Source organism: Afipia massiliensis (genome assembly GCF_014203115.1).
In the GTDB taxonomy this organism is placed as follows: Bacteria; Pseudomonadota; Alphaproteobacteria; order Rhizobiales; family Xanthobacteraceae; genus Afipia; species Afipia massiliensis.
The window spans coordinates 448674-471554 of record NZ_JACHIJ010000003.1 but is presented as its reverse complement, the minus strand read 5'-3'; the positions used below and the strand labels follow the sequence as shown (position 1 = coordinate 471554).

24 protein-coding genes and 2 tRNA genes are annotated in these 22881 nt (G+C 61.7%); 11 read left to right on the top strand and 15 right to left on the bottom strand.

Annotation, left to right across the window (positions count from 1 at the left end; all coding sequences use genetic code 11):
• The first annotated feature begins 181 nt into the window (after positions 1–181).
• The 5 genes from HNQ36_RS11830 (at position 182) to HNQ36_RS11810 (ending at position 4195) form a co-directional block, all read left to right on the top strand.
• The gene (locus tag HNQ36_RS11830; protein ID WP_184085215.1) at positions 182–544 is read left to right on the top strand and encodes an SPW repeat protein; all 363 of its coding nucleotides are present in this window, start codon (positions 182–184) and stop codon (positions 542–544) included.
• Positions 545–815: 271 nt separating this feature from the next.
• Positions 816–1289, top strand: a complete 474-nt coding sequence (locus tag HNQ36_RS11825; protein WP_184085213.1) for an aminoacyl-tRNA deacylase — start codon at positions 816–818, stop codon at positions 1287–1289.
• A 302-nt stretch (positions 1290–1591) separates the two neighbouring features.
• A complete protein-coding gene (locus HNQ36_RS11820) occupies positions 1592–2341 on the top strand; it encodes a F0F1 ATP synthase subunit A (protein WP_184085210.1) in 750 nt (249 codons plus the stop codon).
• A 94-nt stretch (positions 2342–2435) separates the two neighbouring features.
• Entirely contained in the window at positions 2436–2756 is a 321-nt protein-coding gene (locus tag HNQ36_RS11815) for a DMT family transporter (protein ID WP_046828565.1), read from the top strand.
• Between the two features lie 164 nt (positions 2757–2920).
• Positions 2921–4195 carry an acyl-CoA dehydrogenase family protein gene (locus tag HNQ36_RS11810; protein ID WP_184085206.1) on the top strand — a complete coding sequence of 425 codons (1275 nt, stop codon included), beginning with the start codon at positions 2921–2923 and terminating at the stop codon, positions 4193–4195.
• 210 nt (positions 4196–4405) lie between these two features.
• On the opposite strand, the gene HNQ36_RS11805 is transcribed toward HNQ36_RS11810, so the two are convergent.
• The 14 genes from HNQ36_RS11805 to HNQ36_RS11740 all read right to left on the bottom strand — a co-directional run bounded on the left by HNQ36_RS11805 (position 4406) and on the right by HNQ36_RS11740 (position 14892).
• A tRNA-Phe gene (locus HNQ36_RS11805) sits at positions 4406–4481 on the bottom strand.
• Positions 4482–4644: 163 nt separating this feature from the next.
• On the bottom strand, positions 4645–4839 hold the full coding sequence (yacG, locus tag HNQ36_RS11800; protein ID WP_184085203.1) for a DNA gyrase inhibitor YacG: 195 nt from the start codon (positions 4837–4839) through the stop codon (positions 4645–4647).
• Positions 4829–5452 (bottom strand): Maf-like protein, encoded by a 624-nt coding sequence (locus HNQ36_RS11795; RefSeq protein WP_046828500.1) that lies wholly within the window; start codon positions 5450–5452, stop codon positions 4829–4831. Before HNQ36_RS11795 ends, yacG begins: the two co-directional genes overlap by 11 nt.
• 109 nt (positions 5453–5561) lie before the next feature.
• Positions 5562–6014 (bottom strand): arsenate-mycothiol transferase ArsC, encoded by a 453-nt coding sequence (locus HNQ36_RS11790; RefSeq protein WP_046828499.1) that lies wholly within the window; start codon positions 6012–6014, stop codon positions 5562–5564.
• 101 nt (positions 6015–6115) lie between these two features.
• The gene (locus tag HNQ36_RS11785) at positions 6116–6625 is read right to left on the bottom strand and encodes a UPF0262 family protein (protein WP_184085200.1); all 510 of its coding nucleotides are present in this window, start codon (positions 6623–6625) and stop codon (positions 6116–6118) included.
• The gene (gene hisD, locus HNQ36_RS11780) at positions 6622–7917 is read right to left on the bottom strand and encodes a histidinol dehydrogenase (RefSeq protein WP_184085197.1); all 1296 of its coding nucleotides are present in this window, start codon (positions 7915–7917) and stop codon (positions 6622–6624) included. The genes HNQ36_RS11785 and hisD overlap by 4 nt, the downstream gene beginning before the upstream one ends.
• A gap of 173 nt (positions 7918–8090) precedes the next feature.
• The gene (locus HNQ36_RS11775) at positions 8091–8573 is read right to left on the bottom strand and encodes a DUF2948 family protein (protein WP_184085195.1); all 483 of its coding nucleotides are present in this window, start codon (positions 8571–8573) and stop codon (positions 8091–8093) included.
• 16 nt (positions 8574–8589) lie between these two features.
• Positions 8590–9879 (bottom strand): UDP-N-acetylglucosamine 1-carboxyvinyltransferase, encoded by a 1290-nt coding sequence (murA, locus tag HNQ36_RS11770; RefSeq protein WP_184085192.1) that lies wholly within the window; start codon positions 9877–9879, stop codon positions 8590–8592.
• 169 nt (positions 9880–10048) lie between these two features.
• Complete coding sequence (locus HNQ36_RS11765) at positions 10049–10714, bottom strand: NAD-dependent epimerase/dehydratase family protein (protein ID WP_184085189.1); 666 nt, start codon at positions 10712–10714, stop codon at positions 10049–10051.
• Positions 10715–10903: 189 nt separating this feature from the next.
• On the bottom strand, positions 10904–11389 hold the full coding sequence (locus HNQ36_RS11760) for a hypothetical protein (RefSeq protein WP_184085186.1): 486 nt from the start codon (positions 11387–11389) through the stop codon (positions 10904–10906).
• 118 nt (positions 11390–11507) lie between these two features.
• Complete coding sequence (locus tag HNQ36_RS11755) at positions 11508–12437, bottom strand: alpha/beta fold hydrolase (RefSeq protein ID WP_184085184.1); 930 nt, start codon at positions 12435–12437, stop codon at positions 11508–11510.
• Between the two features lie 78 nt (positions 12438–12515).
• Positions 12516–12818 (bottom strand): UBP-type zinc finger domain-containing protein, encoded by a 303-nt coding sequence (locus HNQ36_RS11750; protein WP_184085181.1) that lies wholly within the window; start codon positions 12816–12818, stop codon positions 12516–12518.
• Between the two features lie 53 nt (positions 12819–12871).
• Positions 12872–14572: an FAD-dependent oxidoreductase gene (locus HNQ36_RS11745; protein WP_184085178.1), complete on the bottom strand. Its 1701-nt coding sequence runs from the start codon at positions 14570–14572 to the stop codon at positions 12872–12874.
• Positions 14573–14691: 119 nt separating this feature from the next.
• Positions 14692–14892 carry a hypothetical protein gene (locus HNQ36_RS11740; RefSeq protein ID WP_184085174.1) on the bottom strand — a complete coding sequence of 67 codons (201 nt, stop codon included), beginning with the start codon at positions 14890–14892 and terminating at the stop codon, positions 14692–14694.
• Between the two features lie 95 nt (positions 14893–14987).
• Here HNQ36_RS11740 and HNQ36_RS11735 point away from each other — a divergent pair, with 95 nt between their 5' ends.
• The 6 genes from HNQ36_RS11735 (at position 14988) to hemA (ending at position 22033) form a co-directional block, all read left to right on the top strand.
• Positions 14988–15431 carry a nuclear transport factor 2 family protein gene (locus tag HNQ36_RS11735; RefSeq protein WP_184085171.1) on the top strand — a complete coding sequence of 148 codons (444 nt, stop codon included), beginning with the start codon at positions 14988–14990 and terminating at the stop codon, positions 15429–15431.
• A 141-nt stretch (positions 15432–15572) separates the two neighbouring features.
• Positions 15573–15647 (top strand) — tRNA-Thr (locus HNQ36_RS11730).
• Between the two features lie 197 nt (positions 15648–15844).
• Positions 15845–17992 carry a methyl-accepting chemotaxis protein gene (locus tag HNQ36_RS11725; RefSeq protein WP_184085168.1) on the top strand — a complete coding sequence of 716 codons (2148 nt, stop codon included), beginning with the start codon at positions 15845–15847 and terminating at the stop codon, positions 17990–17992.
• A gap of 327 nt (positions 17993–18319) precedes the next feature.
• Positions 18320–19411, top strand: coding sequence for a biotin synthase BioB (bioB, locus tag HNQ36_RS11720; protein WP_210311996.1), 1092 nt, complete (start codon positions 18320–18322; stop codon positions 19409–19411).
• A 146-nt stretch (positions 19412–19557) separates the two neighbouring features.
• On the top strand, positions 19558–20619 hold the full coding sequence (locus HNQ36_RS11715; protein ID WP_046828487.1) for an MBL fold metallo-hydrolase: 1062 nt from the start codon (positions 19558–19560) through the stop codon (positions 20617–20619).
• Between the two features lie 187 nt (positions 20620–20806).
• Positions 20807–22033, top strand: a complete 1227-nt coding sequence (hemA, locus tag HNQ36_RS11710; protein ID WP_184085165.1) for a 5-aminolevulinate synthase — start codon at positions 20807–20809, stop codon at positions 22031–22033.
• A gap of 17 nt (positions 22034–22050) precedes the next feature.
• Here hemA and HNQ36_RS11705 read toward each other — a convergent pair whose 3' ends face one another.
• A complete protein-coding gene (locus tag HNQ36_RS11705; RefSeq protein WP_184085162.1) occupies positions 22051–22716 on the bottom strand; it encodes a response regulator transcription factor in 666 nt (221 codons plus the stop codon).
• Positions 22717–22881: the final 165 nt, after the last annotated feature.

Genomic DNA, 22881 nt, shown 5'->3' with positions numbered 1-22881 from the left:
AATGTTGAGGAACACCTTGGCGCAGATGCATTCGAGGACGGCTCGCACGCGAGCGTTCTCCTGCGACACAGCGACACGGACTGCGACATAGATGCCTGAGGGCCGGCGCTAGGGGCGCCGGAAGTGATGACTATCTTTGAATGATGGAAAGGAGTTTGCGCAGCGAGAGGAGGTGAGCATCATGCGTATTCGTCATTGGCAAGATATCGCGAGCCTGTTGCTGGGCGTGTGGTTGGTTGTGTCGCCGTTCGTCCTGGGCTTCTCCGGGGCGGCGACATGGATAACCATCGTGCTTGGGTTCTTCGTCATTCTGTTTGCTGTCGAAGGGCTCGTCATTCCGTCCTATCTGGAGGAATGGGGAGAGATTCTCCTCGGTCTGGCGCTGCTGGCTGCCCCTTGGACAGTCGGTTATGAGTCAGCGCCGGCCACGGTCAGCAGCATCGCGTCGGGTCTGTTGGTGATCCTGTTTGCGATCTGGGAACTGATGACCGATCGCGATTTCACCACCTGGTGGCACGATCGATGGCATCATCCGGTCACCTGACCTGGTGGCGAGGGTCGTAAACCGGCCTTGTCAGCGCCGTTGACGGCGAGGGATACCGTGTGCCTCGACAGTATGCGGTGTCTCTCCAGGCCCATCATGTTTGGAGCGCGAGCAGGGTTGTGGCTATCACGCGATTAAATCGGCTGTGCACGAATTGCAGCGCGCGAACTGAAGACCTATGTCGGCGTTGTAACCACGCGGCCGCCCATCGTGCGGCAAGGCTTACAGGAAGCCCTAAACGGTGGATGGTTGCATATCGGGAGGTCCCGTCATGTCCATTGCTCCCACACTCCGGCAATATCTGATTGCTGAAAACATCCAATACGACGAGATTCCGCACGAACTCACCATGTCGTCCACGCGCACGGCCGAGGCATGCCACGTCTCGGGTGATCGCCTCGCCAAGGGCATCGTGTTGCGGCGCGACGGCGGCTATATGCTGGCTGTCATGCCCGCATCGCATCATCTCCACCTCCTGGAACTGAGAAAAAAACTCGGTGAAGATGTCGCCATGGCCGATGAAACCGAGATCGGTCAGTTGTTCCGCGACTGCGCGCACGGTGCAGTTCCGGCCGTCGGCAAATGCTACGGACTGGATCTGATCGTCGACGACAGCATCGAGGCGCAGCCGGAGATCTATATGAAAGCCGGCGATCACGAGACGCTGCTTCATCTCAGTGGTGCACAGTTTGCGCGCCTGACGGCCAACGCACTTCATGGGCGTTTCAGTTCGCATGATGCATGACTGAGAATTTATCGTTCTCTCCTGCGGGGCAACCCGCCCGCATCCGGAACCGCTCATGGCGTGCCCGGCGCGGGAGGCGCCTGCGCGATCGCACGGCTTGAAAATCCCATCATAGACGTTTAAGTACAAACCTGCGTACGGGACGACTCGTACTGCTTCAGCTTTCGTCGGGGACGGCCCCACATCTCTTGGAGAGATGTCGGGACGGCCGCTCCGGGTAGGAAGCCTTCCCCTCATCATGCTCCGTTCAGGATCGCTCCGTGCCATCGGATGCGATTGCTTTTGCATGCGACAGGGGCATCATGGCCGGGCCGATTGAACAGTTCGAAATCAAGCCGATCCTGCAACTCGGCGAGATCGCCGGACAGCAGATCAGCATCACCAACTCGACCGTTTATATGTTCGTGACGGTCGGCATCATCGGCCTCTTCATGCTGCTTTCGACGCGGCGAAGCGCGCTCGTGCCGGGACGATGGCAGTCGGCTTCGGAGCTGCTGTTCGAGTTCGTCGCAAAAACAGTGCGCGAAAACGCCGGCGACGAGGGAATGCGGTTTTTCCCGCTGGTCTTTTCACTGTTCACCTTCATTCTGGTGGCGAACCTGCTCGGCATGCTGCCCTACGCATTCACCGTCACCAGCCACCTCAGTGTGACCTTTGCGTTGGCGATGATGGTGTTTCTAACGGTCACCATCTACGGCGTGATGCGCAACGGTTTCGGCTTCCTGCGGCTGTTCCTGCCGTCGGGCGTTCCGCCGTACATCGCGGTGTTCATCGTCCCGATTGAAGTGATTTCCTATCTGTCGCGGCCGGTGTCGCACTCCGTGCGCCTGTTCGCGGTGATGCTCGCGGGGCATATCACGCTGAAGGTGTTCGCGAGTTTCGTCGTCGGTCTCGGCGGTCTCGGGACACTGGGTATACTCGGAGCGGCGATGCCGTTTCTGATGGTCCTGGCCCTGACCGCGCTGGAACTCCTGATGTCCGTCATTCAGGCCTACGTGTTCACCATGCTGACCTGCATGTACCTCAACGACGCGCTCCATCCGGGACACTAGGCGGACTGCAAGCGCGCACCGTAAAATCCAGAGGAACGACCTCCCCATTTTGGGCGCAATGACCGGGACGGCCCGGCCCAATGGAGAGTTGAAAATGGCATGGATCTATCTCGCGGCGGCCGGCATTCTTGAAATCGTCTGGGCCTATTCGATGAAGCAGTCGGAAGGCTTCACAAAGCTCGTTCCGAGCACCATCACCATCGTCATGATGATTGGCAGCTTCGCGCTGCTGTCCGTCGCCATGAGGACGCTTCCCCTCGGGACCGCCTATACCATCTGGACAGGGATCGGGGCCGTCGGCGCATTCCTTGTCGGGATCATCGTCCTAGGCGAAGCGGTGACGGTCATGCGCCTCGCGGCTGCGGCCCTGATTGTTTCCGGTCTCGTCATGATGAAGCTCTCGACATCGGCGTGAGTCGGGAGCGCACGCAATGGGCAGTTCAGCAGGCTAAGGACAGTGAGCAAATGCCGGACGCGGTTTGATGCCCCTTCGATCGCGCAACTCTGCTCATCCCTATCAAGGGGCGCATTCGTGCTTTAAGAGTTTCATCGAGGAAACACCCATCGGAGAAACTTTGTATGAAACAAGCTTACGTACCGCGAACGACCAGTTACGGACTCAATCCGGGCGATGAACTGAACGATCTGCGCATGTCGGATCAGGTCCGGCCGCTTTTTGAGCACGTCAAAAAATTCATCCGGGAAACCGTCGATCCCATGCAGCTCGAATACGTTCGGCATGGTGAGGGCAAAAAGGATCGCTGGAGCTTCACGCAGGGCCAGCTCGATGTCCTGGGGAAAGCCAAGGCAAAGGCCAAGGAAGAAGGCCTGTGGAACTTCTTCCTGCCCGACAGCGAAACCGGCGAAGGCCTCAAGAACCTCGACTACGCCTACATCGCGGTGGAGCTGGCGAAAAATCCGCTGGCATCTGAAACCATGAACTGCTCTGCGCCGGACACCGGCAACATGGAAGTGCTGGAGCGCGTCGGCACGAAAGAGCAAAAGGAAAAATGGCTGAAGCCGCTGCTGAACGGTGAAATCCGCTCGGCCTACGCCATGACCGAACCGAATGTTGCGTCCTCGGATGCCAAGAACATTTCGACCACCGCGAAACTCGTCGGCGACGAATGGGTAATCAACGGCGAGAAGTACTACATCTCCGGTCTTGGCGATCCCCGCTGCAAGATCATGATCGTCATGGTGCAGACCAATCCCGACGCGCCGCGCGGCAAGCAGCAGTCTCAGATTCTCGTGCCGGTTGACACGCCCGGCGTTGAAATCATCGGCCCGATGCATGTGTTCGGGGCGGATCACGCGCCTCGTGGGCACATGCATATGCGCTTCAACAATGTCCGTGTGCCGAAGGAAAATATCCTGCTCGGTGAAGGCCGCGGCTTCGAAATCTCGCAAGTCCGCCTTGGACCGGGCCGCATCCATCACTGCATGCGCACGATCGGAAAAGCGGAAAAGGCGCTCGACCTGATGGTGTCACGCGGCCTGACGCGGGAAGCCTTTGGCAAGCAGATCGCGCATCTCGGCGGCAACCTCCAGATCATCGCGCAGGCACGCTGTGAGATCGAGGCGATGCGACTGATGGTGCTGAAGGCTGCCAAAGCCATGGATGTGCTGGGCAACAAGGAAGCTCGCGTCTGGGTCAGCATGGTCAAGGCCATGGTGCCCGAGCGGACCTGCAAGATCATCGACCAGGCGATTCAAATGCACGGCGCGACCGGCATTTCCGAATGGACGCCGCTCGCCGACATGTACGCTGACGTCCGGCATCTGCGCTTCGCCGACGGCCCCGATGAAGTGCACTGGATGGTCGTTGGCCGCCACGAACTGAGCATGGCGTAAGTCTGCATTGGAGCGCGATGATGTCTTCGTCGTCGCGCTCCGATGTCGCTTTGAGGAAACAAAGCGGGTCTTTGGGCCGGACGGCATGGTCCCTACGGTCTCACGCAACTCTCTGGACAACAGTGCGCCTGCCGGGCTCTCGAAGAGCTCGCTGCATGTCTCTTTCTGATTTTGCATTAGTTCTGTGGAAACAATCGCTTGGAAAAGCGATGGTGCCCAGGGGCGGGATCGAACCACCGACACTGCGATTTTCAGTCGCATGCTCTACCAACTGAGCTACCTGGGCGTCGCCCCGAACGCTGCCCGGGGAGAGCGCCGGTTTATAGTGAGACAGGGCCGCGCTGTCCAGCCATTGGCAGAATTTCCCGGTGGGCTGTGAACGGCGGCAACGCCTCGTAAAATTCCATCGGATTCTGGGCTTCCGGAGCGGCCAGAAAGCGCCGGACAGCCTATTTCGGCTCGTCCGGCTCGTCCTCGTTGTCGCTCTCCCGCGCCGGAATGGCGTAGGAGCCCGACAGCCAGCGATTCAGGTCGACATCGCGGCAGCGCTCCGAGCAGAACGGTTTGGAGGCCTCGACCGGCGGCTTGCCGCAGATCGGGCAGGGCCTCGCGGCACGCGCGGATTTCGTGCCGTCAGCTGGCATTCAACCAGCCAAACCGGATCGGGAAACCCTCGCCGCCAAGCAGCGCCGTGGTTTCATACAGGGGCAATCCAACGACGTTGGAGTAGGAGCCGACCAGCTTGACCACGAACGAGCCGGCGATGCCTTGCACGGCATAGCCGCCTGCCTTGCTGCGCCATTCGCCGGAGCCGATATAGGCTTGAATGTCGTCCTCGCTCAGCCGCTTGAAGCGCACCCGGGTTTCGACCAGCCGCTGGCGGAAGCTCTCCTTTGGGGTCACCAGGCAGATCGCGGTGTAGACGCGATGGTTGCGGCCCGACAACAGCCGCAGGCACTGCGACGCCTCGTCCACCAGTTCCGCCTTCGGCAGAATCCGGCGGCCGACCGCGACCACAGTATCGGCGGCAAGAATGTAGGATCCGCGCAGTTCGTCATCGAGCTGCACCGACTTGAGCGCAGCGTCGGCCTTGGCGCGCGCGAGGCGATTGGCGCAGGCGCGGGGCAGCTCACCGCGTTTCGGGGTCTCGTCGACATCGGCCGGGCGCAGCGCGTCGGGCTCGATACCGGCCTGATTCAGCAGGCTGAGACGCCGCGGCGAGCCGGAGGCGAGAACGAATTTGGGACTGCCTAGCATGCGGGATTTATCGATTTCGCTCGGGGTCAATGGGCGCGGAAACTATCCGAAGGGCGCGGCGGCGACAACAGCATGGCGGCGCGCCAAAGGTCGATTCTGGAGGATTTGCCTACTCGTTCTTGATGGCGGCCGGCGCAAAACGCTCACGGATCCGCTGGCGCAAACTGTCCCGGACGTGCCGGTAGGCATCGAGCTGCAGCTCGCGGCGGCCCTCGACGCCGACAGGGTCGGGCGTCGGCCAGTATTCGACCTCTGTCGCCGAGGTCGTGGTCAACTGCAGCGCCTTGTGATGCGCCTCCGGCGACAGCGTTACGATCAGATCGAAGTTCAGACCTTCCCAGTCTTCCAGATCGGCCACCGTCCACGGTTTGTGATTTGAAATATCGAGGCCGATTTCTTTCATCACGGCGACGGCAAAGGGATCGAGATCGGCCTTGCTGACACCGGCCGACTGCACATAGAGCCCGCGCGGAACCAGATGGCGCAACAGGCACGCCGCCGTCGGCGAGCGGACGCTGTTCTGTCCGCACATGAACAGGACAGCTTGCGGAGAACGCGCCATGCGTCAGGCTCGCCCGTCAGTGATAGGCATGAGATTTTTTGCGATCATGCATTGCTGCTTGCGCATGATCCGATCCGAAAATCGGTTTCCGCTTTTCGGGATCATGCGCTGCCACCGTCACCCTTCCAGTGCAGCACCGAGATCAGGGTGAACAGCCGGCGCGAGGTCTCGAAGTCGATCCGCACCTTGCCCTCGAGGCGCTCCATCAGCGTGCGCGAGCCTTCGTCATGCACGCCACGGCGGCCCATATCGATGGCTTCGATCTTGTCCGGGGTCGCGGTGCGGATCGCCTGATAGTAGCTGTCGCAGATCATGAAGTAGTCCTTCACGATTCTGCGGAACGGCGTCAGCGACAGCAGATGCACCACGCAGGGCGTGCCGTCCTCGCGCTTGATGTCGAACATCAGGCGGTTGCCGGTGATGCCGATATGCAAGGTGAACGGCCCGCCATGGCCCCCCTCCGGCACGAACAGGTTCTTCTCGACGAGGTCATAGATCGCGATCGCGCGTTCGTGCTCGATGTCCGGCCCCGATCGCCCGATCGATTCCTCATCGAGCGTCACCGCGACGACGCGGTTGTTGGCATTCTCATCTGGCGGGGGCGTGCTCATGACAGATTGAGCCGCAACCCGACCGAGCGCGCGTGAGCGTCGAGCCCTTCGGCCTTGCCGAGCGTCATCGCCGCCGGTCCCAAAGCGCGGAGCTGCTCAGGTCCGCATTTCAGGATCGAGGTCCGCTTCATGAAATCGAGCACGCCGAGGCCCGACGAAAACCGCGCCGAGCGCGCCGTCGGCAGCACGTGGTTCGAACCGCCGACATAGTCGCCGATCGCTTCCGGCGTATGCGCGCCGAGGAAGATCGCGCCGGCATTGCGGATACGCGCGCTCAGGCCTTCGGGATCGGCGGTGATGATTTCCAGATGTTCGGCGGCGATGGCGTCGGCCAGTGCGACCGATTCATCGAGCGACTTGACCAGAATGACCGCACCGAACTCGTTCCACGAGGCGCGCGCGATCGCCGCGCGCGGCAGCGTCGTCAGCTGCGCTTCGACCGCACGTTCGACGTCGTTCGCGAGAGTTTCGTCATCGGTGATTAGGATCGACTGCGCATTGGCGTCGTGCTCGGCCTGCGCCAGCAGATCGGCTGCGATCCAGTCCGGATTCGCGGTGCGATCCGCGATCACCAGCACCTCGGACGGCCCGGCGATCATGTCGATACCGACCTTGCCGAACACCAGCCGCTTGGCTGCCGCGACATAGGCGTTGCCCGGGCCGACGATTTTCGCCACCGGCTTGATGGTGGCGGTGCCATAGGCCAGCGCCGCAACCGCCTGCGCGCCGCCGACGCGGTAGATTTCCGATACGCCGCCGAGTTGCGCCGCCGCCAGCACCAGCGGATTGAGCTTGCCGTCGGGCGACGGCACCACCATCACCACGCGCCCGACGCCCGCGACCTTCGCAGGCACCGCGTTCATCAGAACTGACGAGGGATAGGCTGCGGTGCCGCCCGGCACATAAAGCCCGACCGCCTCGATGGCGCTCCAGCGCCAGCCGAGTTCAACGCCGGCAGCGTCGGTGAAGCGTTCATCCTTCGGCATCTGCCGCTGGTGAAACACCTCGATGCGGTCGCGCGCGAACTTCAGGGCGTCGAGCGTCGCGGCATCGCAAGCTTTCACCGCCGCTTCGGTTTCCGCCGCCGTAATCCGCAATCCGCTCGCGGCCACATCCAGCCGGTCGAACTTCTTCGTCGCCGCGATCAGCGCCGCGTCGCCATGCTTCGCCACATCGTCAACGATGGCGCGGGCCGCCGCGTCGATATCGGCGGAGACCTCCCGCTTCATATCGAGAAAGGCGTTGAAGCGCTCGCTGAAGTCGGCGCTGTGGCTGTTGAGGCGGATCGGCATTCCAGGGTCCGGCAGGCTCGCGCATGACTGTGAAATCATGCGCTCATTCAATCATTTAACGATGTGACCCTGGGCGGTGACGCCAGATCACCGCCAACCCATAACATTCCCGGAATGAAACCGCGAGCGGGACCGCCCGGATTGGTTGCTAAATGTCTGTGACCGCAGGCAGATTAGGTGGCAGCAGCGCCGTCCACCAGATCAGCGTCCAGACTGTCCGGGCCGAGATCGGCCAGCTCGCATTCGAGACATTCGACCTCGAGCCGCAACACCCCGCCGCTGGCGAACAGCAGCATCACCTGACCGCCCGGTTTCTTGCCCGGATGGAATTCCAGCCCGAGCAGGGTCAACGGAAGTCCCGGGGCATCCATGTCGATCTCGCGCGACTGGCACGACAGCACGCGGTCGAACCGCAGCGCCGAGATCAGCCGCCGCGGGACGCAATCGCCTGCAATGATATCCTCGCAGTCGAGCCGCCGCATCGCGACCACGAGACGCTTCTCGGCTTGCCGCCACAGGATGTCGCCCGCGACCACCGCCGCGTCCTGAATATGCGCGGAGATCACCGCCAGATCGTCGCCATCCAGCGCGGCGAGCTTGCGTTGAGAAAACTTCTGCTGAGCCGTTGTGTTCTGAGACGCTTTGTTCTGAGACATGGCCCCCGCCCAAAAGCTACCCGCTGATACGCTCGATGGTCGCGCCGCAGGCCGACAGCTTTTCCTCAAGCCGTTCGAAGCCGCGGTCGAGATGATACACACGATTGACGGTGGTCTCGCCTTCGGCCGCCAACGCGGCGATCACCAGCGATACGGACGCACGCAGATCGGTCGCCATCACCGGCGCGCCGCGCAGCTTGGCGATGCCCTCGATGATCGCGGTTTCGCCGTCGAGGGAGATTCTGGCGCCAAAACGCGCCAGCTCCTGCACATGCATAAAGCGGTTCTCGAAGATCGTTTCAGTGATATGCGACGAGCCCTTCGCGCAGGCCATCAGCGCCATGAGCTGCGCCTGCAGGTCGGTCGGGAAGCCGGGGAACGGCGCGGTCGTGACCTTGACCGGACTGATGCCCGCACCGTTGCGCGTGACGCGGATGCCTTCGTTGTTCGGCGTGATGGTGGCGCCGGCTTCCGTCAGCACGTCGAGTGCCGACTGCAACAGTTCGGGACGCGCGCCGGCAAGCTGAACGTCGCCGCCGGTCATCGCCACCGCCATGGCATAGGTGCCGGCCTCGATCCGGTCCGGCAACACCGTGTGCCGCGCGCCATGCAGCTTCTTAACGCCCTCGATCTCGATGCGGGGCGTCCCCGCGCCGGAAATCTTCGCACCCATCTTGTTAAGGCAGTCGGCGACATCGACAATCTCGGGCTCGCACGCCGCGTTGGTGATGACGGTCGTGCCCTTGGCCAGCGTCGCGGCCATCAGCGCCACATGGGTGCCGCTGACCGTAACCTTGGGGAAATCGATCTCAGCCCCGGTCAGGCCGCCGGGCGCTTTCGCGATCACGTAGCCGCCGTCGATCTGCAATTCCGCGCCGAGTTTCTCCAGCGCCATGATCAGCAGGTCCACGGGACGGGTGCCGATGGCACAGCCGCCGGGCAGCGAGACCTTGGCCACATGCATCCGCGCCAGCAGCGGCGCGATCACCCAGAAGCTGGCGCGCATCTTCGAGACCAACTCATAGGGCGCCGTGGTGTCGATGATGTTCGCCGCGGAGATGTGCAGCGTCTGGCCCTGATACTCATGATCGCCGGGGCGCTTGCCCTTCGACATGATGTCGAGCCCATGATTGCCGAGAATCCGCTGCAACTGCGCGACGTCGGCCAGACGCGGCACGTTGTCGAGAATCAGGGTCTCATCGGTCAGCAAGCTGGCGATCATCAGCGGCAAAGCCGCGTTCTTCGCGCCGGAAATCGGGATAGTGCCATTGAGCTTGTTGCCGCCGACAATGCGAATGCGATCCATGCCAAACCTGCCCTGTTGCGGATAACCGGCTTTTAGCGTGTTTCATCGGAGGTGGAAACTGCGCGCCGGGACGCCCAAAACCCGGCATGTCAGGTTAATACCTGAAAAATCGCTCGAATTGTGTCGGCCGGACGAGGGATGGCGCTGACGGCCTCCGGGCCTGATGCGATCAGACCCCGGCCTTGTTGATATCGTCCATCTCCAGGATCGGCTTCGGATAGCCGCGCTTGGCCACCGCGAGCATGGCGCGGCCGACCTTTTCACTGGTGGTGACATATTTCGGCGCGACCCGATGCAGGAGTGTCAGCAGCGGCGCGGTCGCGACATAGATCGCCTGAACCCACGCCGTTTTCGACCGCACGCCGTGCAGCGGCTGGATCGCACCGGGGCGGAACATGTAGGCGGCCTTGAACGGCAGCTTGAGCAGATCGTTCTCGGTCTTGCCCTTGACCCGCGCCCACATCACACGGCCCTGCTCGGTGCTGTCGGTGCTCGCGCCCGTGACATAGACAAAGGTCATGCCGGGATTGAGCCGCGCCAGCGGACGCGCCGCCGCCAGCGTGATGTCGTAGGTCAGATGGCGGTAGCGCTCTTCATCCAACCCCAATGATGTCACGCCGAGACAGAAGAAGCAGGCGTCATAACCCGTGATGTCGTTTTCGATGGCCGAGAAATCGAGAAAGTCCTTGTGCACGAGTTCGCGCAGCTTCGGATGCGGTTGACCGGTGGCCGCGCGGCCAACCGTCAGCACCTGCGTCACATCGCCATCGCGCAAACATTCGCGCAGGACGCCCTGTCCGACCATGCCGGTCGCGCCGAAGACAATGACTTTCATCGACGCTCCCGTTGCTCTAGTGGAGTGGATTTGACATTCGCGACCCAATCGGCTGCGAGCCCGCAAAGCGAATGTCAAATCCAAACTCCACTAGAAACCTATATTTGCTAGTGGTCCTTTGATTCTAACATTCGCAAGAATACCTGCTGAAACGGGATGCGAATGTTAGAATCGGACCACTAGCGCGCATCACGCCGTCTTGAATCGCCTGATACCAACGACGATCAAGCCGATGAAAAAGACCAGCACGATCCCCTGGCTGATCGCAAACGGCGGCTCGGCACCGGTCGGCGCATAGACGTTCAGCAGCGCCACCTTCTGGAACGACTGCGCGATCAGGACAAAAACGTTGAACCAGAGCGCGAGCATCGCGGTGACGACATAGACCGCGCGCCAGACGCCGGAGAGGCCCTTGCCGTACAGCGCGTAAACCGCGACCGCCAGCAACACCAGCGAGATGATGGCGACGACATGCGAAGGAAGGATCTTGGTGAAGGGAAACAGAAAGCCTGTCGCGCTGGTGAGGATCGTCAGAACGAGAAACCAGAGCGTCCAGCCGGGCATCCTGTTCGATGCGAGCAGTCCGCCCGCGACGATGAAGCCCAAACCGATCGCGATCATGCTGATGATGAGATGAAGAACGGTAAACGCCGCCAACGACATGCCTAGAATCATGATGCTCGCCCCACTTTAGAATTGATCCAAGGCTACATCATACGCATGGCTATGCAACAGAAGTTCCGTTTCCGCACGCTGCACGCCTGCAAAATTTTCGGGCAATACGTCCGCGCGATCAGCGATTGAGAAAATCCACCAGCTTCGGAATCACCTGACCGGGCGCTTCCTCGATCAGCCAGTGTCCCGAGCCCTTGATGATGACACCTTCGACGTTGGTGGCGACCAGCTTGCCCTGTTCGATCAGAAAATTGCCGCCCGCCTTTTCGCCGGAGAGAATGAGCATCGGTATCGGCAGCTTGGTTTTTGCGAAGCCTGCGAAATCATCGGCGTCCTTTTCAAAGGCGCGAAACACCTCGAACCCTGCCTTCATGCGACCCGGCTGCGCATAAGCCTTGGCGTAGAACTTCCGATCCTTCTGAGAGATGGACTTTGCCGGGTTGGCGGCGAAATCATTCCAGAAGTGTTCGAGATAAATCCGCTCGCGGCCAGTGACCAAAGCCAGCGGCGTCTTGCCGTAGAAATGGAAGTGCCACAGGTCGCGCAGCAGCCAGACGTTCTTCCAGTCTCCGACGCCGGGCAGAAAGGCATCCATCAGCACGATGCGGTCGACCTCGGCCGGATACTGCGCCGCGTAGGCATAGGCGACCATCAGACCGATGTCGTGACCGACAATCTTGACCTTCGTGTATCCGAGACTTTTCACCAGCGCGTGGATGTCCTGCGCCATTTCCTTCTTGGTGTAGCCGCCCTCGGGCGCATCGGACTTGCCGAAGCCGCGCAGGTCCGGCGCGATCACGGTGTGGTTGTTCGCAAGTCCGGGAAACAGCGGCCGCCACATGTGGCTGGTCTCCGCATAACCGTGCAGCAGCACGACGGGATCGCCTTCGCCGGCGATCAGATAATTCAGCTTCACGCCGTTGACGACGGCGGACCGGCTTTGCGGCATCGATTGCGCCACCGCAACGCCGGATGACACGATCAGGACGGACGTCACCATCATACCGGCACAGATCGCACCGCGAATGACCTGTCGAAAATACCGCATGCTGAAATTCCTTTTGAGATCGGTACGATCCCGAAAATGAAAGGGGCTTGGCAAGCTCAGACAATCGGCAGGCGCAGTTCAATAATAACGCGGGATCGGACCGTTATGCGGGGTCTTGCGTTTGGACAGGTCGAACATGACCTGGTCGATGAAACACCAGCCCCACCCTTCCGGCGGATCATATCCCTCGATAACGGGATGCTGCGTAGCGTGGAAATGTTTGGTGGCGTGTTTGTTGGGCGAATCGTCGCAGCAGCCGACATGACCGCAGGTCCGGCAGATCCGCAGATGCAGCCAGACGCTGCCGGTCTTCAGGCATTCTTCGCAGCCGAGCGCGCTCGGGGTGACGTCCTTGATTTCCGCGATGTGCTTGCAAGGCATTGGTCAGGGTCTCTCGATGAGAGCGTCGTCCGGCACTTCGCAAGCTAGAGAGGCTATGCCGGTTTGTCGCCAAGAAAACCGTGCAGCGCAGCCACGACCTGCGCTCCTTCGCCGATTGCGCCGCCGACGCGCTTGACCGAACCGGCGCGCACGTCGCCGACGGCGAACACGCCCGGCACCGAGGTCTCCAGCGCCGACACCGGCCGCCCGCATTGCGCCCCGGTCAGGACAAAGCCGGTGCGATCGAGGGTCACGCCGCAATCCGCGAGCCATGCGGTGGCGGGATCGGCCCCGACGAACAGAAACACGTTGCGGATATCGCCGGCAGCTTCGAGCCCTGACTTCCGGTTGCGCCAGCGCACCCGCTCGAGCCCGCCATCGTCAGGGCCTTCCAGGCCGACGATCTCGGTGTGGATCATCAATTCGATGTTCGGCGTCGCCATGATCCGATCGATCAAATAGCGCGACATGCTGTCGGCGAGACCACCGCTGCGGATCATCATCCGCACCTTGCTGGCGTGGCCCGACAGAAACACCGCGGCCTGACCGGCGGAATTGCCGCCACCAACCAGAATGACTTCCTGCTGGGCACAGAGCCGCCCCTCGATCGGCGACGCCCAGTACCAGATGCCGCGCCCCTCGAACCTGTCGAGGTTCTCGATCGTTGGACGCCGGTAGCGTGCACCGCTGGCAACGACGATGGATTTCGCTTTCAGGAAATGACCGCATTCGGTGGTAAGCCCGAAGGCACCATCGCTTTTCGAACAGTCGAGCGATCTGGCTTCGACCGGAATCATCAGATCCGCACCGAACTTCTGCGCCTGATTGTAGGCGCGCCCGGCCAGCGCCTGTCCCGAGATGCCGGTCGGAAATCCGAGATAGTTCTCGATCCGCGCACTGGCGCCGGCTTGGCCACCGAAATGCCGTGCATCGAGCACCGCCACCGACAATCCTTCCGATGCGGCATACACCGCGGTCGCGAGACCGGCGGGACCACCGCCGACAACAGCGACGTCGTAGAGCTTGTCCCGTATCGGGCCGCCGATCATTCCCATCGCATAGGCAAGATCGACTTCGCTGGGATTGCGCAGCACCGTGCCATCCGGAGCCACCACAAGAGGAAGATCGGAAGGCGACGGCGAATAGCGCGCCACCAGATCCGTTGCGTCCGTGTCGCTGGCAGGATCGAGCACATGGTGTGGAACGCCGTTGCGCGCCAGAAAGCCTTGCAGCCGCACCACGCCGCCCAGCGTCGGCGAACCAATCAGCACCGGACCGCCGACACCGGCCTGGATCAGCGCAACACGCCGCAAAATCAGCGCGCGCATGATCCGCTCGCCGAGATCGGCTTCCGCGACGAGCAGCGCACGCAAACTGGCTGGCGGGATCAGGAGCGTCTCGCCGTCGCCCTCGGCTGTGCCATCGACCAGTGCGTTGCGGCCCGACAGTTGCCCGATCTCAGCAAGAAACTGTCCCGGCCCCTGCTCGATCACCGGCGTGACGTGGCCCATGCCGTCGCGCTGGGTGATGGCGACGTGCCCGGAGAGAATGACGAACATGCCGGGGCCGACCTTGCCACTCTCGAACAGCAACTCGCGGTCTTTATGATGATGCACATCGCCGAACCGGCGCATGCGGTCGATCTCCGCATCCGTCAACGTCGGGAATGTCTGCTCGAACCGGGGAAATGCCGCTCGTGAAGCGTCCGATTGCGGGGCGCCCGCCCCAATCGCTGCGGCCTGGTCCGTCGCCATCAGATACTTTCCTTACATTCGCACAGAAGATTCGCGAACTCCCTCGTTGGAGATCGCATTCGTAAAGCTAGATCGTGTCTGCACGCCAAACAATCAAGCGATGGACCAAGGCTGCAAGGTCAACGGTCGTCGTCACGCCGATGCGCGTCCATGCCTGATGCCTCGTCCCGCGCCCGCGCATCGTCATCCGGCGTGACAATCGCCATTCCTGCGCGGCCGCGTGCCTGCGACTTGCGCCGTTTCAGATTGTCGCGCAACGCCGATTTCAGCCGCGCCTCGCGCGCGGATTTGGCATCGTTCCGGTCGGGGTCGTTCACCATTCAACTCTGCTCGCATCTTGCCTTGACCACCATCGCCGATGACGGTCAGTTGCAATAATATCGGATACGCCGCGCCGTATGACAGAGGAAATGCCATGACAGAGCACACAGAAGCGCTCGCACCGGCGGTGCAGAATACGCTCCGTGACTGGCACCGCTTCGTCGAAACCAAGAGCGAAGACGTGCTGCGGCCATTGTTCGCGGAAACCACCTTGTTCCGCTCGCCGTTTGTCCACCTGCCAATCCCCGGCCGTCCCGCCAGCGTGCTGATCCTCGGCGCGGTCGTGCAGATTTTCGAGAATTTCCGCTACCACCGGACATTCGTCTCCGGAACCCACGATGTGGCGCTGGAATTCAGCGCCAATATCGGTGAGCTGAAACTGAAGGGGATCGATCTGGTGAAGTTCGATTCCGCGGGCAAGATCATCGAATTCGAGGTGATGATCCGGCCTTTCAAGGCCCTTGAGGCCCTGAGCACCCGAATGAACGCCCGGATCGGTCCCCAGCTTGCGAAATACAAAACGGCCGCGCCGGCCTGAGTTCCGGTCCAGGAGTCGAAGAATGAGCCGTTCGGCGCTTGCACCATCGGTGGCCTTATGGCAAAGGAACGCGCGCCTTTAGAGGCTTTTCAGCTGATTCACGTACACGGTACGGTTCTGGCTTTTTCTCGTCTGGCGTTCGCTGCCGTAGCTCAGTGGTAGAGCACTCCATTGGTAATGGAGAGGTCGACAGTTCAATCCTGTCTGGCAGCACCAGCCTACCTTCCTTCAAGATTCCGGACAGGCTGCGACGTCCTTGCTGTTTCGCAAGACGCGAAAATCTCTTTGATTTCAATGACAAGAGCCCATGCCAGAATTTCGCCAAAATCGCTGATTTTTCGCGAAAATTTTAACCAGCCATCCGGATACTGCGCCCGCACGTAAAATTACGGAATCCGGGGGGATTTGGAATTATGGCTTTGCGGTTCAAGGTCGGAAAAAATCTGTTTCGCTTCAAATTGCCGAGCCTGAAGCTCGGCGTTCGGGGAAGTCTCTTCCTGGCATTTGCAGTCATCGCCGGCATGGCGATCGCGATCAGCGCAGGTGCAAGCCTGCTGCTTGGCCAGCTCGGCGGCATGATGACCGAACTCAGCAACCGCGACATTCCCCGCCTGACGGCGAGCTTGCAGCTATCCGCTCTGAGCCAGAGCCTCGCCTCGCGCGGACCAGCCGTGCTCGCATCGGACGATGAAAGCGTCCTTCAAACGCGCGTCAAGGACCTGAAGGACGCTCAGACCGCCGCCATCGACAAGCTGAAAGAGATCAAGAATCTCAACGCCGACCCGTCCGTCGTGACGGCGCTGGAAGAAAACGTCAGAATGATCGACGACACCATCACCAGCCTGCAGTCGGCGGCAAAGGAACGGCTCGATCTCGCCGGACAGCATACCAAGCAATTCGAGGCCGCCCGCAAGGCCCACGCCGCCGTCGTCAATATGATCAATTCCAGCACCGATCAGGCGAAAATCGTGGTCAACACCGCGCTGACAGGCCTGAGCGGCGATGGCCGCGACGCCCTGAAAGCCATGCAGGGCGTCGATATGCTGGCCAGCCTGCTGGCAGACGTCAACTTTGCCGCAAGCAACATCAGCGCCGCTGCCAGCGCCAGCAACGCCGAGACGCTCAGCGATCAGGAATATGCGTTCTCGGTGACGTCCGACAGCATCGACACTTCTCTTGCTTCGCTTGGCCGCCGCGGCGATGGCGACAAGATGAAGGAAGCCGTCGCGCAGTTGATGGCGTTCGGCAACAAGAAGACCGGCGTCTTCAAGCTCCGCCAAAAGGAACTGGATTCCGCCGATTACGGCCGGCTTATTCTGGAAGAGACCGGCAAGCTCAACCGCGGTCTCGAGATGAGCATCAAGCGGCTGGTCGATGACGTGCAGACGGCGACGGACACTGCAGCGACCAAGGCGCGCAGCACGATTACGCTGGGAACGACAACCATGCTCGCACTCGGCGCGCTCACACTGATCGGATCCGCGCTGTTCGTCTGGCTCTATGTCGGCCGCAACATCCTGGGCCGCATCAGCAACCTGCAGAACGTGATGCGGCGGCTGTCCGAGGGCGACCTCGACGCCGAGGTGAAACGCAGCCGCCAGCAGGACGAAATCGCCGTCATGGCCGGCTCGCTTGAGGTGTTCCGCGAGAGCATGATCCGCTCGCGTGCGCTGAGCAGCGAACAGGACCAGGACCGCGTCGCCAAGGCCGAGCGCGCGTCGCGCATCGAAACCCAGATCGTACATTTCGAGGACAAGGTGCGGGCCGCGCTTGATGGCCTGATGACCTCGGCCAATGTCATGCAATCGACGGCGGAGAGCATGTCGACATCCGCAGAGCATTCGAGCGCTCTGGTGAGCACTGTCGCGTCCGCCGCCGAGGAAACCTCGGTCAACGTACAGACGGTTTCGGCCGGCACCGAGGAACTGACCTCGTCGATTCAGGAAATCAGCCGCCAGGTCACGAACTCGACGCAGATCGCCGCCAACGCGGTCAGCGAAGCCGGCAAGACCGACGCCACCATGCAGGGCCTCGCCGACAACGCCAACCGCATCAGCAGCGTGGTCGATCTGATTCAGGAAATCGCATCGCAGACCAACCTGCTGGCGCTCAACGCCACTATCGAAGCCGCGCGTGCTGGCGAAGCCGGCCGTGGCTTCGCCGTCGTCGCATCGGAAGTCAAAAGCCTCGCCGAGCAGACGGCAAAGGCGACCGATGAAATCCGCTCGCAGATTGCCAGTATGCAGACCGTCACCACGTCGGCGGTCGGCGCAATCCGCAACATCGGCGCTACCATCGGCGAGATCAGTGAAGTGACCACCGCCATCGCCGCCGCGGTCGAAGAGCAAGGCGCTGCGACACGCGAGATTGCCCGCAACATCCAGCACGCCGCCAGCGGCACCTCGGAAGTCTCGAGCAACATCGTCGGCGTGAGCCGCGCCTCGAGCGAGGCCGGAGTTGCAGCGGGCGATGTGCTGAACGCATCGAACGAACTTCGCCGCGAGGCCGACACGCTTCGCGCAGAGGTCGATGCCTTCCTGCTGAACATCCGCGCGGCATAATTGCGTCTACACGCTATGCCATCGGGCATGGCAGCGTTCTATTACGGGTTCGGGACTTCATGTCCCGAACCCGTAATGCCTTTGTTGTGGCGCTTTCCTGAATGAAATCGAGATCCAACGCACACTGGAACATTATGATTCCAATGCGCTTTCAGCAGTCACGTCCGCGGGCCGAACCACACATCAGATTGACTCTTCTGGGTCCCCATGATCCTTGCTAGTTTCGATGCGGGGAAATCGCGCGTGCCGTCAAGACATCGCCTTCTGCCCGATCAATTGAGATAGCGGCGTCTTCAGGCGACGTCATCAATAAGCAAAGGACAGCGCATGAGCATAGTGCCGGGTTCGGATGTGAATGGCGGAGTGTCGGTCGGCCGGGATGTGCTGATCGAACCGCGCAACGACTGGACCCGTGCGGAGGCGCAGGCGCTTTACGATCTTCCGTTCGCGGATCTGATCTTTCAGGCGCAAAGCATTCATCGCCGCAACTTCGATCCCAACCACGTCGAGACCGCGAGCCTGCTCAGCATCAAGACCGGCGGCTGCCCCGAGGATTGCGGCTACTGCTCGCAGAGCGCCAAGTACGACACCGGCCTCAAGGCCTCCAAGCTGATGGATCACGACGACGTCGTCGCCACCGCAAAACGCGCCAAGGAAGCCGGCGCGGAACGTTTCTGCATGGCCGCCGCCTGGCGCAATCCGAAGGACAAGGATCTCGACAAGGTTTGCGAGATGGTCAGCGCGGTGAAAGGTCTCGGCATGGAGACCTGCGTCACGCTCGGCATGCTGACCGACAAGCAGGCGCAGCGGCTGCACGATGCCGGCCTCGACTTCTACAATCATAACGTCGACACCTCGCCGGAATTCTACGACAAGATCATCACCACGCGCACCATGCAGGATCGCATCGACACGCTGGCGCATGCGCGCGAAGCCGGATTGAAGGTCTGCTGCGGCGGCATCATCGGCATGGGCGAGCAGGTCGATGACCGTCTCGGCATGCTGGCGCTGCTGGCGAACCTGCCCGAACATCCCGAGAGCGTTCCGATCAACATGTGGAACGAGGTCAAGGGCGTGCCGGTCAACGACACCGCCGAGCGGCCCGACCCGATCGCGCTGGTGCGGATGATCGCTGTCGCGCGCATCATGATGCCGCGAAGCGTGGTTCGCCTTTCCGCCGGCCGCCAGTACATGACCGATGAGTTGCAGGCGCTGTGCTTTGTCGCTGGCGCGAATTCGATCTTCATCGGCGACGTGCTGCTGACCACCAAAAATCCGCAGACCGAACGCGACGCCAACCTGCTGGACCGCCTCGGCATCAAGTCGAAGCTCGACGACGGCAAGCACGCTTGCCATACGCATGGTAATGCGCAGCCGGCAGCCGCCACAGTGCCGATCAGCGGCGCAGCGGCGTCCTGAGGCTGTTTCAAACGGCCGATCAGCATGGCTGCCGCATGGCAACCATGCTGACGCAGCCCGTAAAACGCGGCTTTTCGGCCGACCGGACACTAGCGCCGCGAGGTTTGCCGCGTTAAGCCGGGCCTGAAAACTGCGATTGCGAGACGATGCACACCAAGACCGCCCCATTGCCCGCAGCCTCTGATGGCCTGCGCTATCCAATCGAGACGCCGCCCAAGCCGGACGAAGCGATCGAGGTCGCGCCCGGTCTGATATGGGTGCGCATGACTCTGCCGTTCCGTCTCAACCATGTGAACATCTACCTGATCGCTGACGGCGACGGCTGGGCCATGGTCGATACCGGCATCGGCAACGACGCCACCATTGCGGCTTGGACGACATTGTTCGAAGGCCCGCTCAAGGGCTTTCACATCACCCGGCTGATCGTGACGCACTCGCACCCGGACCACGTCGGGCTTGCGGGCTGGATCGTCGAACGCTTCGGTTGCCCGCTTCTGATGTCTCAGGTCGAATATCTGCAGGCCGCGTATCACCAGCATCGCGGCTCGCCGGAACGCAAACTGGCGCAGCGGCTGTTCTTCCGCCGTCACGGCATGGACGAAGAGATCACCGAAGCCCTGCTCGGCAAGGGCCAGGACTATCTCACGCGCGTTTCGATTCTGCCCGCCTCCTATTATCGCCTGTCCAAGGGCGACGAGATCACGATCGGCACGCGGACGTTCAAGGTCCTCACCGGCGGCGGTCACGCACTCGATCAGGTCATGCTCTATTGCGAGGCCGACAACATCTTCCTGTCGGCGGATCAGGTGCTGAGCAAGATTTCGCCGAATGTCAGCGTGTGGGCGGTGGAACCCGATGCCAATTCGCTGGGCGAATACCTGACCTCGCTCAAGGAGCTTGCAGGCCTGCTGCCGGACGACGTTCTGGTGCTGCCCGGTCACGGCGTGCCGTTCTACGGCGTGAAGACGCGCATCACGCAACTCGCGGATCATCACGAAGAACGGTGCCAGCTGATCGCAGCTGCGTGCCGCACATCGCCGAAGACCTCCGCGGAGCTGGTGCCGGTGGTGTTCCACAAGCACGTCCTCGACGCCCATCAGACCGGCTTCGCCGCCGGAGAGCTGATCGCGCACGTCAATCACATGCTGGCCGGAGGCCGGCTGACGTCCGGTCTTGGCGCCGATGGCGTGCTGCGCTTCACCGCCTGACTGAACCCGAATACGCTGATTGAGCGGAATTGATCCCGAGATGATCTGGATCAAGTTTTTGCCGCATATGAGCCCGGCGAAAACGGCCTCGACATCAAAGCTGGAAAAGCTCTAAAAAGACCTCGTGCACGGCAGAAGGCCCTTGGCCCGGCTGCCGTAATTCGGGTCCCCATCCAGGGTTTTTGTGATGGATTACAACAAGTTCTTCGGCGATGCCCTCGGGCGGCTTCATGACGAGCGGCGCTACCGCGTTTTCGCGGATCTGGAGCGGATCGCCGGGCGGTTTCCGCACGCGATCTGGCACTCCCCGAAGGGCCAGCGCAACATCGTGATGTGGTGCTCCAATGACTATCTCGGCATGGGGCAGCATCCAAAAGTCGTGGGCGCAATGGTCGAAACCGCGACCCGCACCGGCACTGGCGCCGGCGGCACCCGCAACATCGCCGGAAACAACCATTCCCTGATCCAGCTTGAGCGCGAACTCGCCGATCTGCACGGCAAGGAAGCGGCGCTGGTTTTCACGTCGGGCTATGTGTCCAACCAGACCGGCATCGCGACGCTGGCGAAGCTGATTCCGAACTGCCTGATCCTGTCGGACGCGCTGAACCACAACTCGATGATCGAGGGCATCCGTCAGTCCGGCACTCAGTACCTCGTGTTCCGCCACAACGACGTCGCGCATCTTGAAGAATTGCTGCGCGCCAATCCGGGCCGTCCGACGATGATCGTCTGCGAAAGCCTGTACTCGATGGATGGCGATGTCGCGCCGCTGGCGAAGATCTGCGATCTCGCCGAGCGTTACGGTGCGATGACCTATGTCGACGAAGTTCATGCGGTCGGCATGTACGGCCCGCGCGGCGGCGGCATTGCCGAGCGCGACGGCGTGATGCACCGGATCGACATTCTCGAAGGCACGCTGGCCAAGGCGTTCGGCTGCCTCGGCGGCTACATCGCCGGCAGCACCAAGATGGTTGACGCGGTGCGCTCCTACGCGCCGGGCTTCATCTTCACCACGGCCCTTCCGCCCGCGATCTGCTCGGCCGCGACCGCCGCGATCAAGCATCTGAAATCATCGTCATGGGAGCGCGAGCGTCATCAAGACCGCGCCGCGCGGCTCAAGGCCATTCTCATCGCTGCCGGCCTGCCGGTGATGTCGAGCGATACGCACATCGTCCCGCTGTTCGTAGGCGACCCGGAGCGCTGCAAGAAGGCATGCGACCTGCTGCTCGAACAGCACGGCATCTACATCCAGCCGATCAATTATCCGACGGTGCCCAAGGGTACGGAGCGCCTGCGCATTACCCCGTCGCCGTATCACGAGGACGCACTGATCGACGGCCTCGCCGAGGCGCTGGTCCAGGTCTGGGAACAGCTCGGCCTGCCGCTGCACGCCAAATCCATGGCGGCTGAATAAATGGCAGCTGAATAAAACTATGGCCTTCCGACACTAACGGCTTTGGCGTGCCGTGCCGGCGTGTGCGACAACACGATCCGCATCAGGTCGGCAGCATTGCGCGCACCCAGCTTGTCCATGATGCGCGCACGATGAACCTCGATGGTGCGGGGGCTGATGCCGAGCCGCCGTCCCGCTTCCTTGTTCGACGCACCGTGCGTGATCTGCGCCAGCACATCCCGTTCGCGCCGTGTCAAAAGCGCAAAGCCCGGGAAGTCGGCGAGACCGTCGATCCTCCCGACCATCGATCCGCGATAGATCAGGACAGCCTCCCGCACCCGATCGATCATGGCTCCCGCCGAAAACGGCTTCTCAAGAAAATCCACAGCGCCGAGCTTCATGGCTGCGACGGCCATCGCGATATCGGACTGACCGGAGATGACGAACACCGGCGGTGCAAACCGCGTATCGGCGAGTTGCTTCAGCACCGCCAGCCCGGAACGGCCCGGGAGCTGCAGATCGAGGATCACGCAAGAGGGCGTGGAGGATTGCAGCGATTCAAAGAACGACTCGCCATCTGCAAACGCCCGCGCCTCAAACCCGTCGATTCTCAGCAGCAGCAGCAGGGCATCACGAACGGAAGGGTCGTCATCCACAACGACGACCGGGGCATCCTGCATAACGAAGGGCAGCATCTGACCCATCGGCCGGCTCCTTGTTGCGTTACGTGCGTATTGCAACTTTTACGTGTATATGCTGATTCGGGCTGACTCGCCAACATTTTTGTTCGCCAGGCAAACGCGATCGATGTCCGGATGCGTCTGACGGCGGACCGGGCTAAGGTCGCAGCCGGGCGTTGACCGAAGGCA

Coding starts and splice junctions, on each gene's coding strand:
- HNQ36_RS11725 (WP_184085168.1), top strand. CDS start 15,845: ATGGCTTTGCGGTTCAAGGTCGGAAAAAATCTGTTTCGCTTCAAATTG.
- HNQ36_RS11785 (WP_184085200.1), bottom strand. CDS start 6,625: ATGAGCACGCCCCCGCCAGATGAGAATGCCAACAACCGCGTCGTCGCG.
- HNQ36_RS11705 (WP_184085162.1), bottom strand. CDS start 22,716: ATGGGTCAGATGCTGCCCTTCGTTATGCAGGATGCCCCGGTCGTCGTT.
- HNQ36_RS11820 (WP_184085210.1), top strand. CDS start 1,592: ATGGCCGGGCCGATTGAACAGTTCGAAATCAAGCCGATCCTGCAACTC.
- HNQ36_RS11815 (WP_046828565.1), top strand. CDS start 2,436: ATGGCATGGATCTATCTCGCGGCGGCCGGCATTCTTGAAATCGTCTGG.
- hisD (WP_184085197.1), bottom strand. CDS start 7,917: ATGCCGATCCGCCTCAACAGCCACAGCGCCGACTTCAGCGAGCGCTTC.
- HNQ36_RS11735 (WP_184085171.1), top strand. CDS start 14,988: ATGACAGAGCACACAGAAGCGCTCGCACCGGCGGTGCAGAATACGCTC.
- HNQ36_RS11740 (WP_184085174.1), bottom strand. CDS start 14,892: ATGGTGAACGACCCCGACCGGAACGATGCCAAATCCGCGCGCGAGGCG.
- murA (WP_184085192.1), bottom strand. CDS start 9,879: ATGGATCGCATTCGCATTGTCGGCGGCAACAAGCTCAATGGCACTATC.
- HNQ36_RS11795 (WP_046828500.1), bottom strand. CDS start 5,452: ATGCTAGGCAGTCCCAAATTCGTTCTCGCCTCCGGCTCGCCGCGGCGT.
- yacG (WP_184085203.1), bottom strand. CDS start 4,839: ATGCCAGCTGACGGCACGAAATCCGCGCGTGCCGCGAGGCCCTGCCCG.
- HNQ36_RS11715 (WP_046828487.1), top strand. CDS start 19,558: ATGCACACCAAGACCGCCCCATTGCCCGCAGCCTCTGATGGCCTGCGC.
- HNQ36_RS11775 (WP_184085195.1), bottom strand. CDS start 8,573: ATGTCTCAGAACAAAGCGTCTCAGAACACAACGGCTCAGCAGAAGTTT.
- bioB (WP_210311996.1), top strand. CDS start 18,320: ATGAGCATAGTGCCGGGTTCGGATGTGAATGGCGGAGTGTCGGTCGGC.
- HNQ36_RS11760 (WP_184085186.1), bottom strand. CDS start 11,389: ATGATTCTAGGCATGTCGTTGGCGGCGTTTACCGTTCTTCATCTCATC.
- HNQ36_RS11765 (WP_184085189.1), bottom strand. CDS start 10,714: ATGAAAGTCATTGTCTTCGGCGCGACCGGCATGGTCGGACAGGGCGTC.
- HNQ36_RS11810 (WP_184085206.1), top strand. CDS start 2,921: ATGAAACAAGCTTACGTACCGCGAACGACCAGTTACGGACTCAATCCG.
- HNQ36_RS11750 (WP_184085181.1), bottom strand. CDS start 12,818: ATGCCTTGCAAGCACATCGCGGAAATCAAGGACGTCACCCCGAGCGCG.
- HNQ36_RS11830 (WP_184085215.1), top strand. CDS start 182: ATGCGTATTCGTCATTGGCAAGATATCGCGAGCCTGTTGCTGGGCGTG.
- hemA (WP_184085165.1), top strand. CDS start 20,807: ATGGATTACAACAAGTTCTTCGGCGATGCCCTCGGGCGGCTTCATGAC.
- HNQ36_RS11745 (WP_184085178.1), bottom strand. CDS start 14,572: ATGGCGACGGACCAGGCCGCAGCGATTGGGGCGGGCGCCCCGCAATCG.
- HNQ36_RS11755 (WP_184085184.1), bottom strand. CDS start 12,437: ATGCGGTATTTTCGACAGGTCATTCGCGGTGCGATCTGTGCCGGTATG.
- HNQ36_RS11825 (WP_184085213.1), top strand. CDS start 816: ATGTCCATTGCTCCCACACTCCGGCAATATCTGATTGCTGAAAACATC.
- HNQ36_RS11790 (WP_046828499.1), bottom strand. CDS start 6,014: ATGGCGCGTTCTCCGCAAGCTGTCCTGTTCATGTGCGGACAGAACAGC.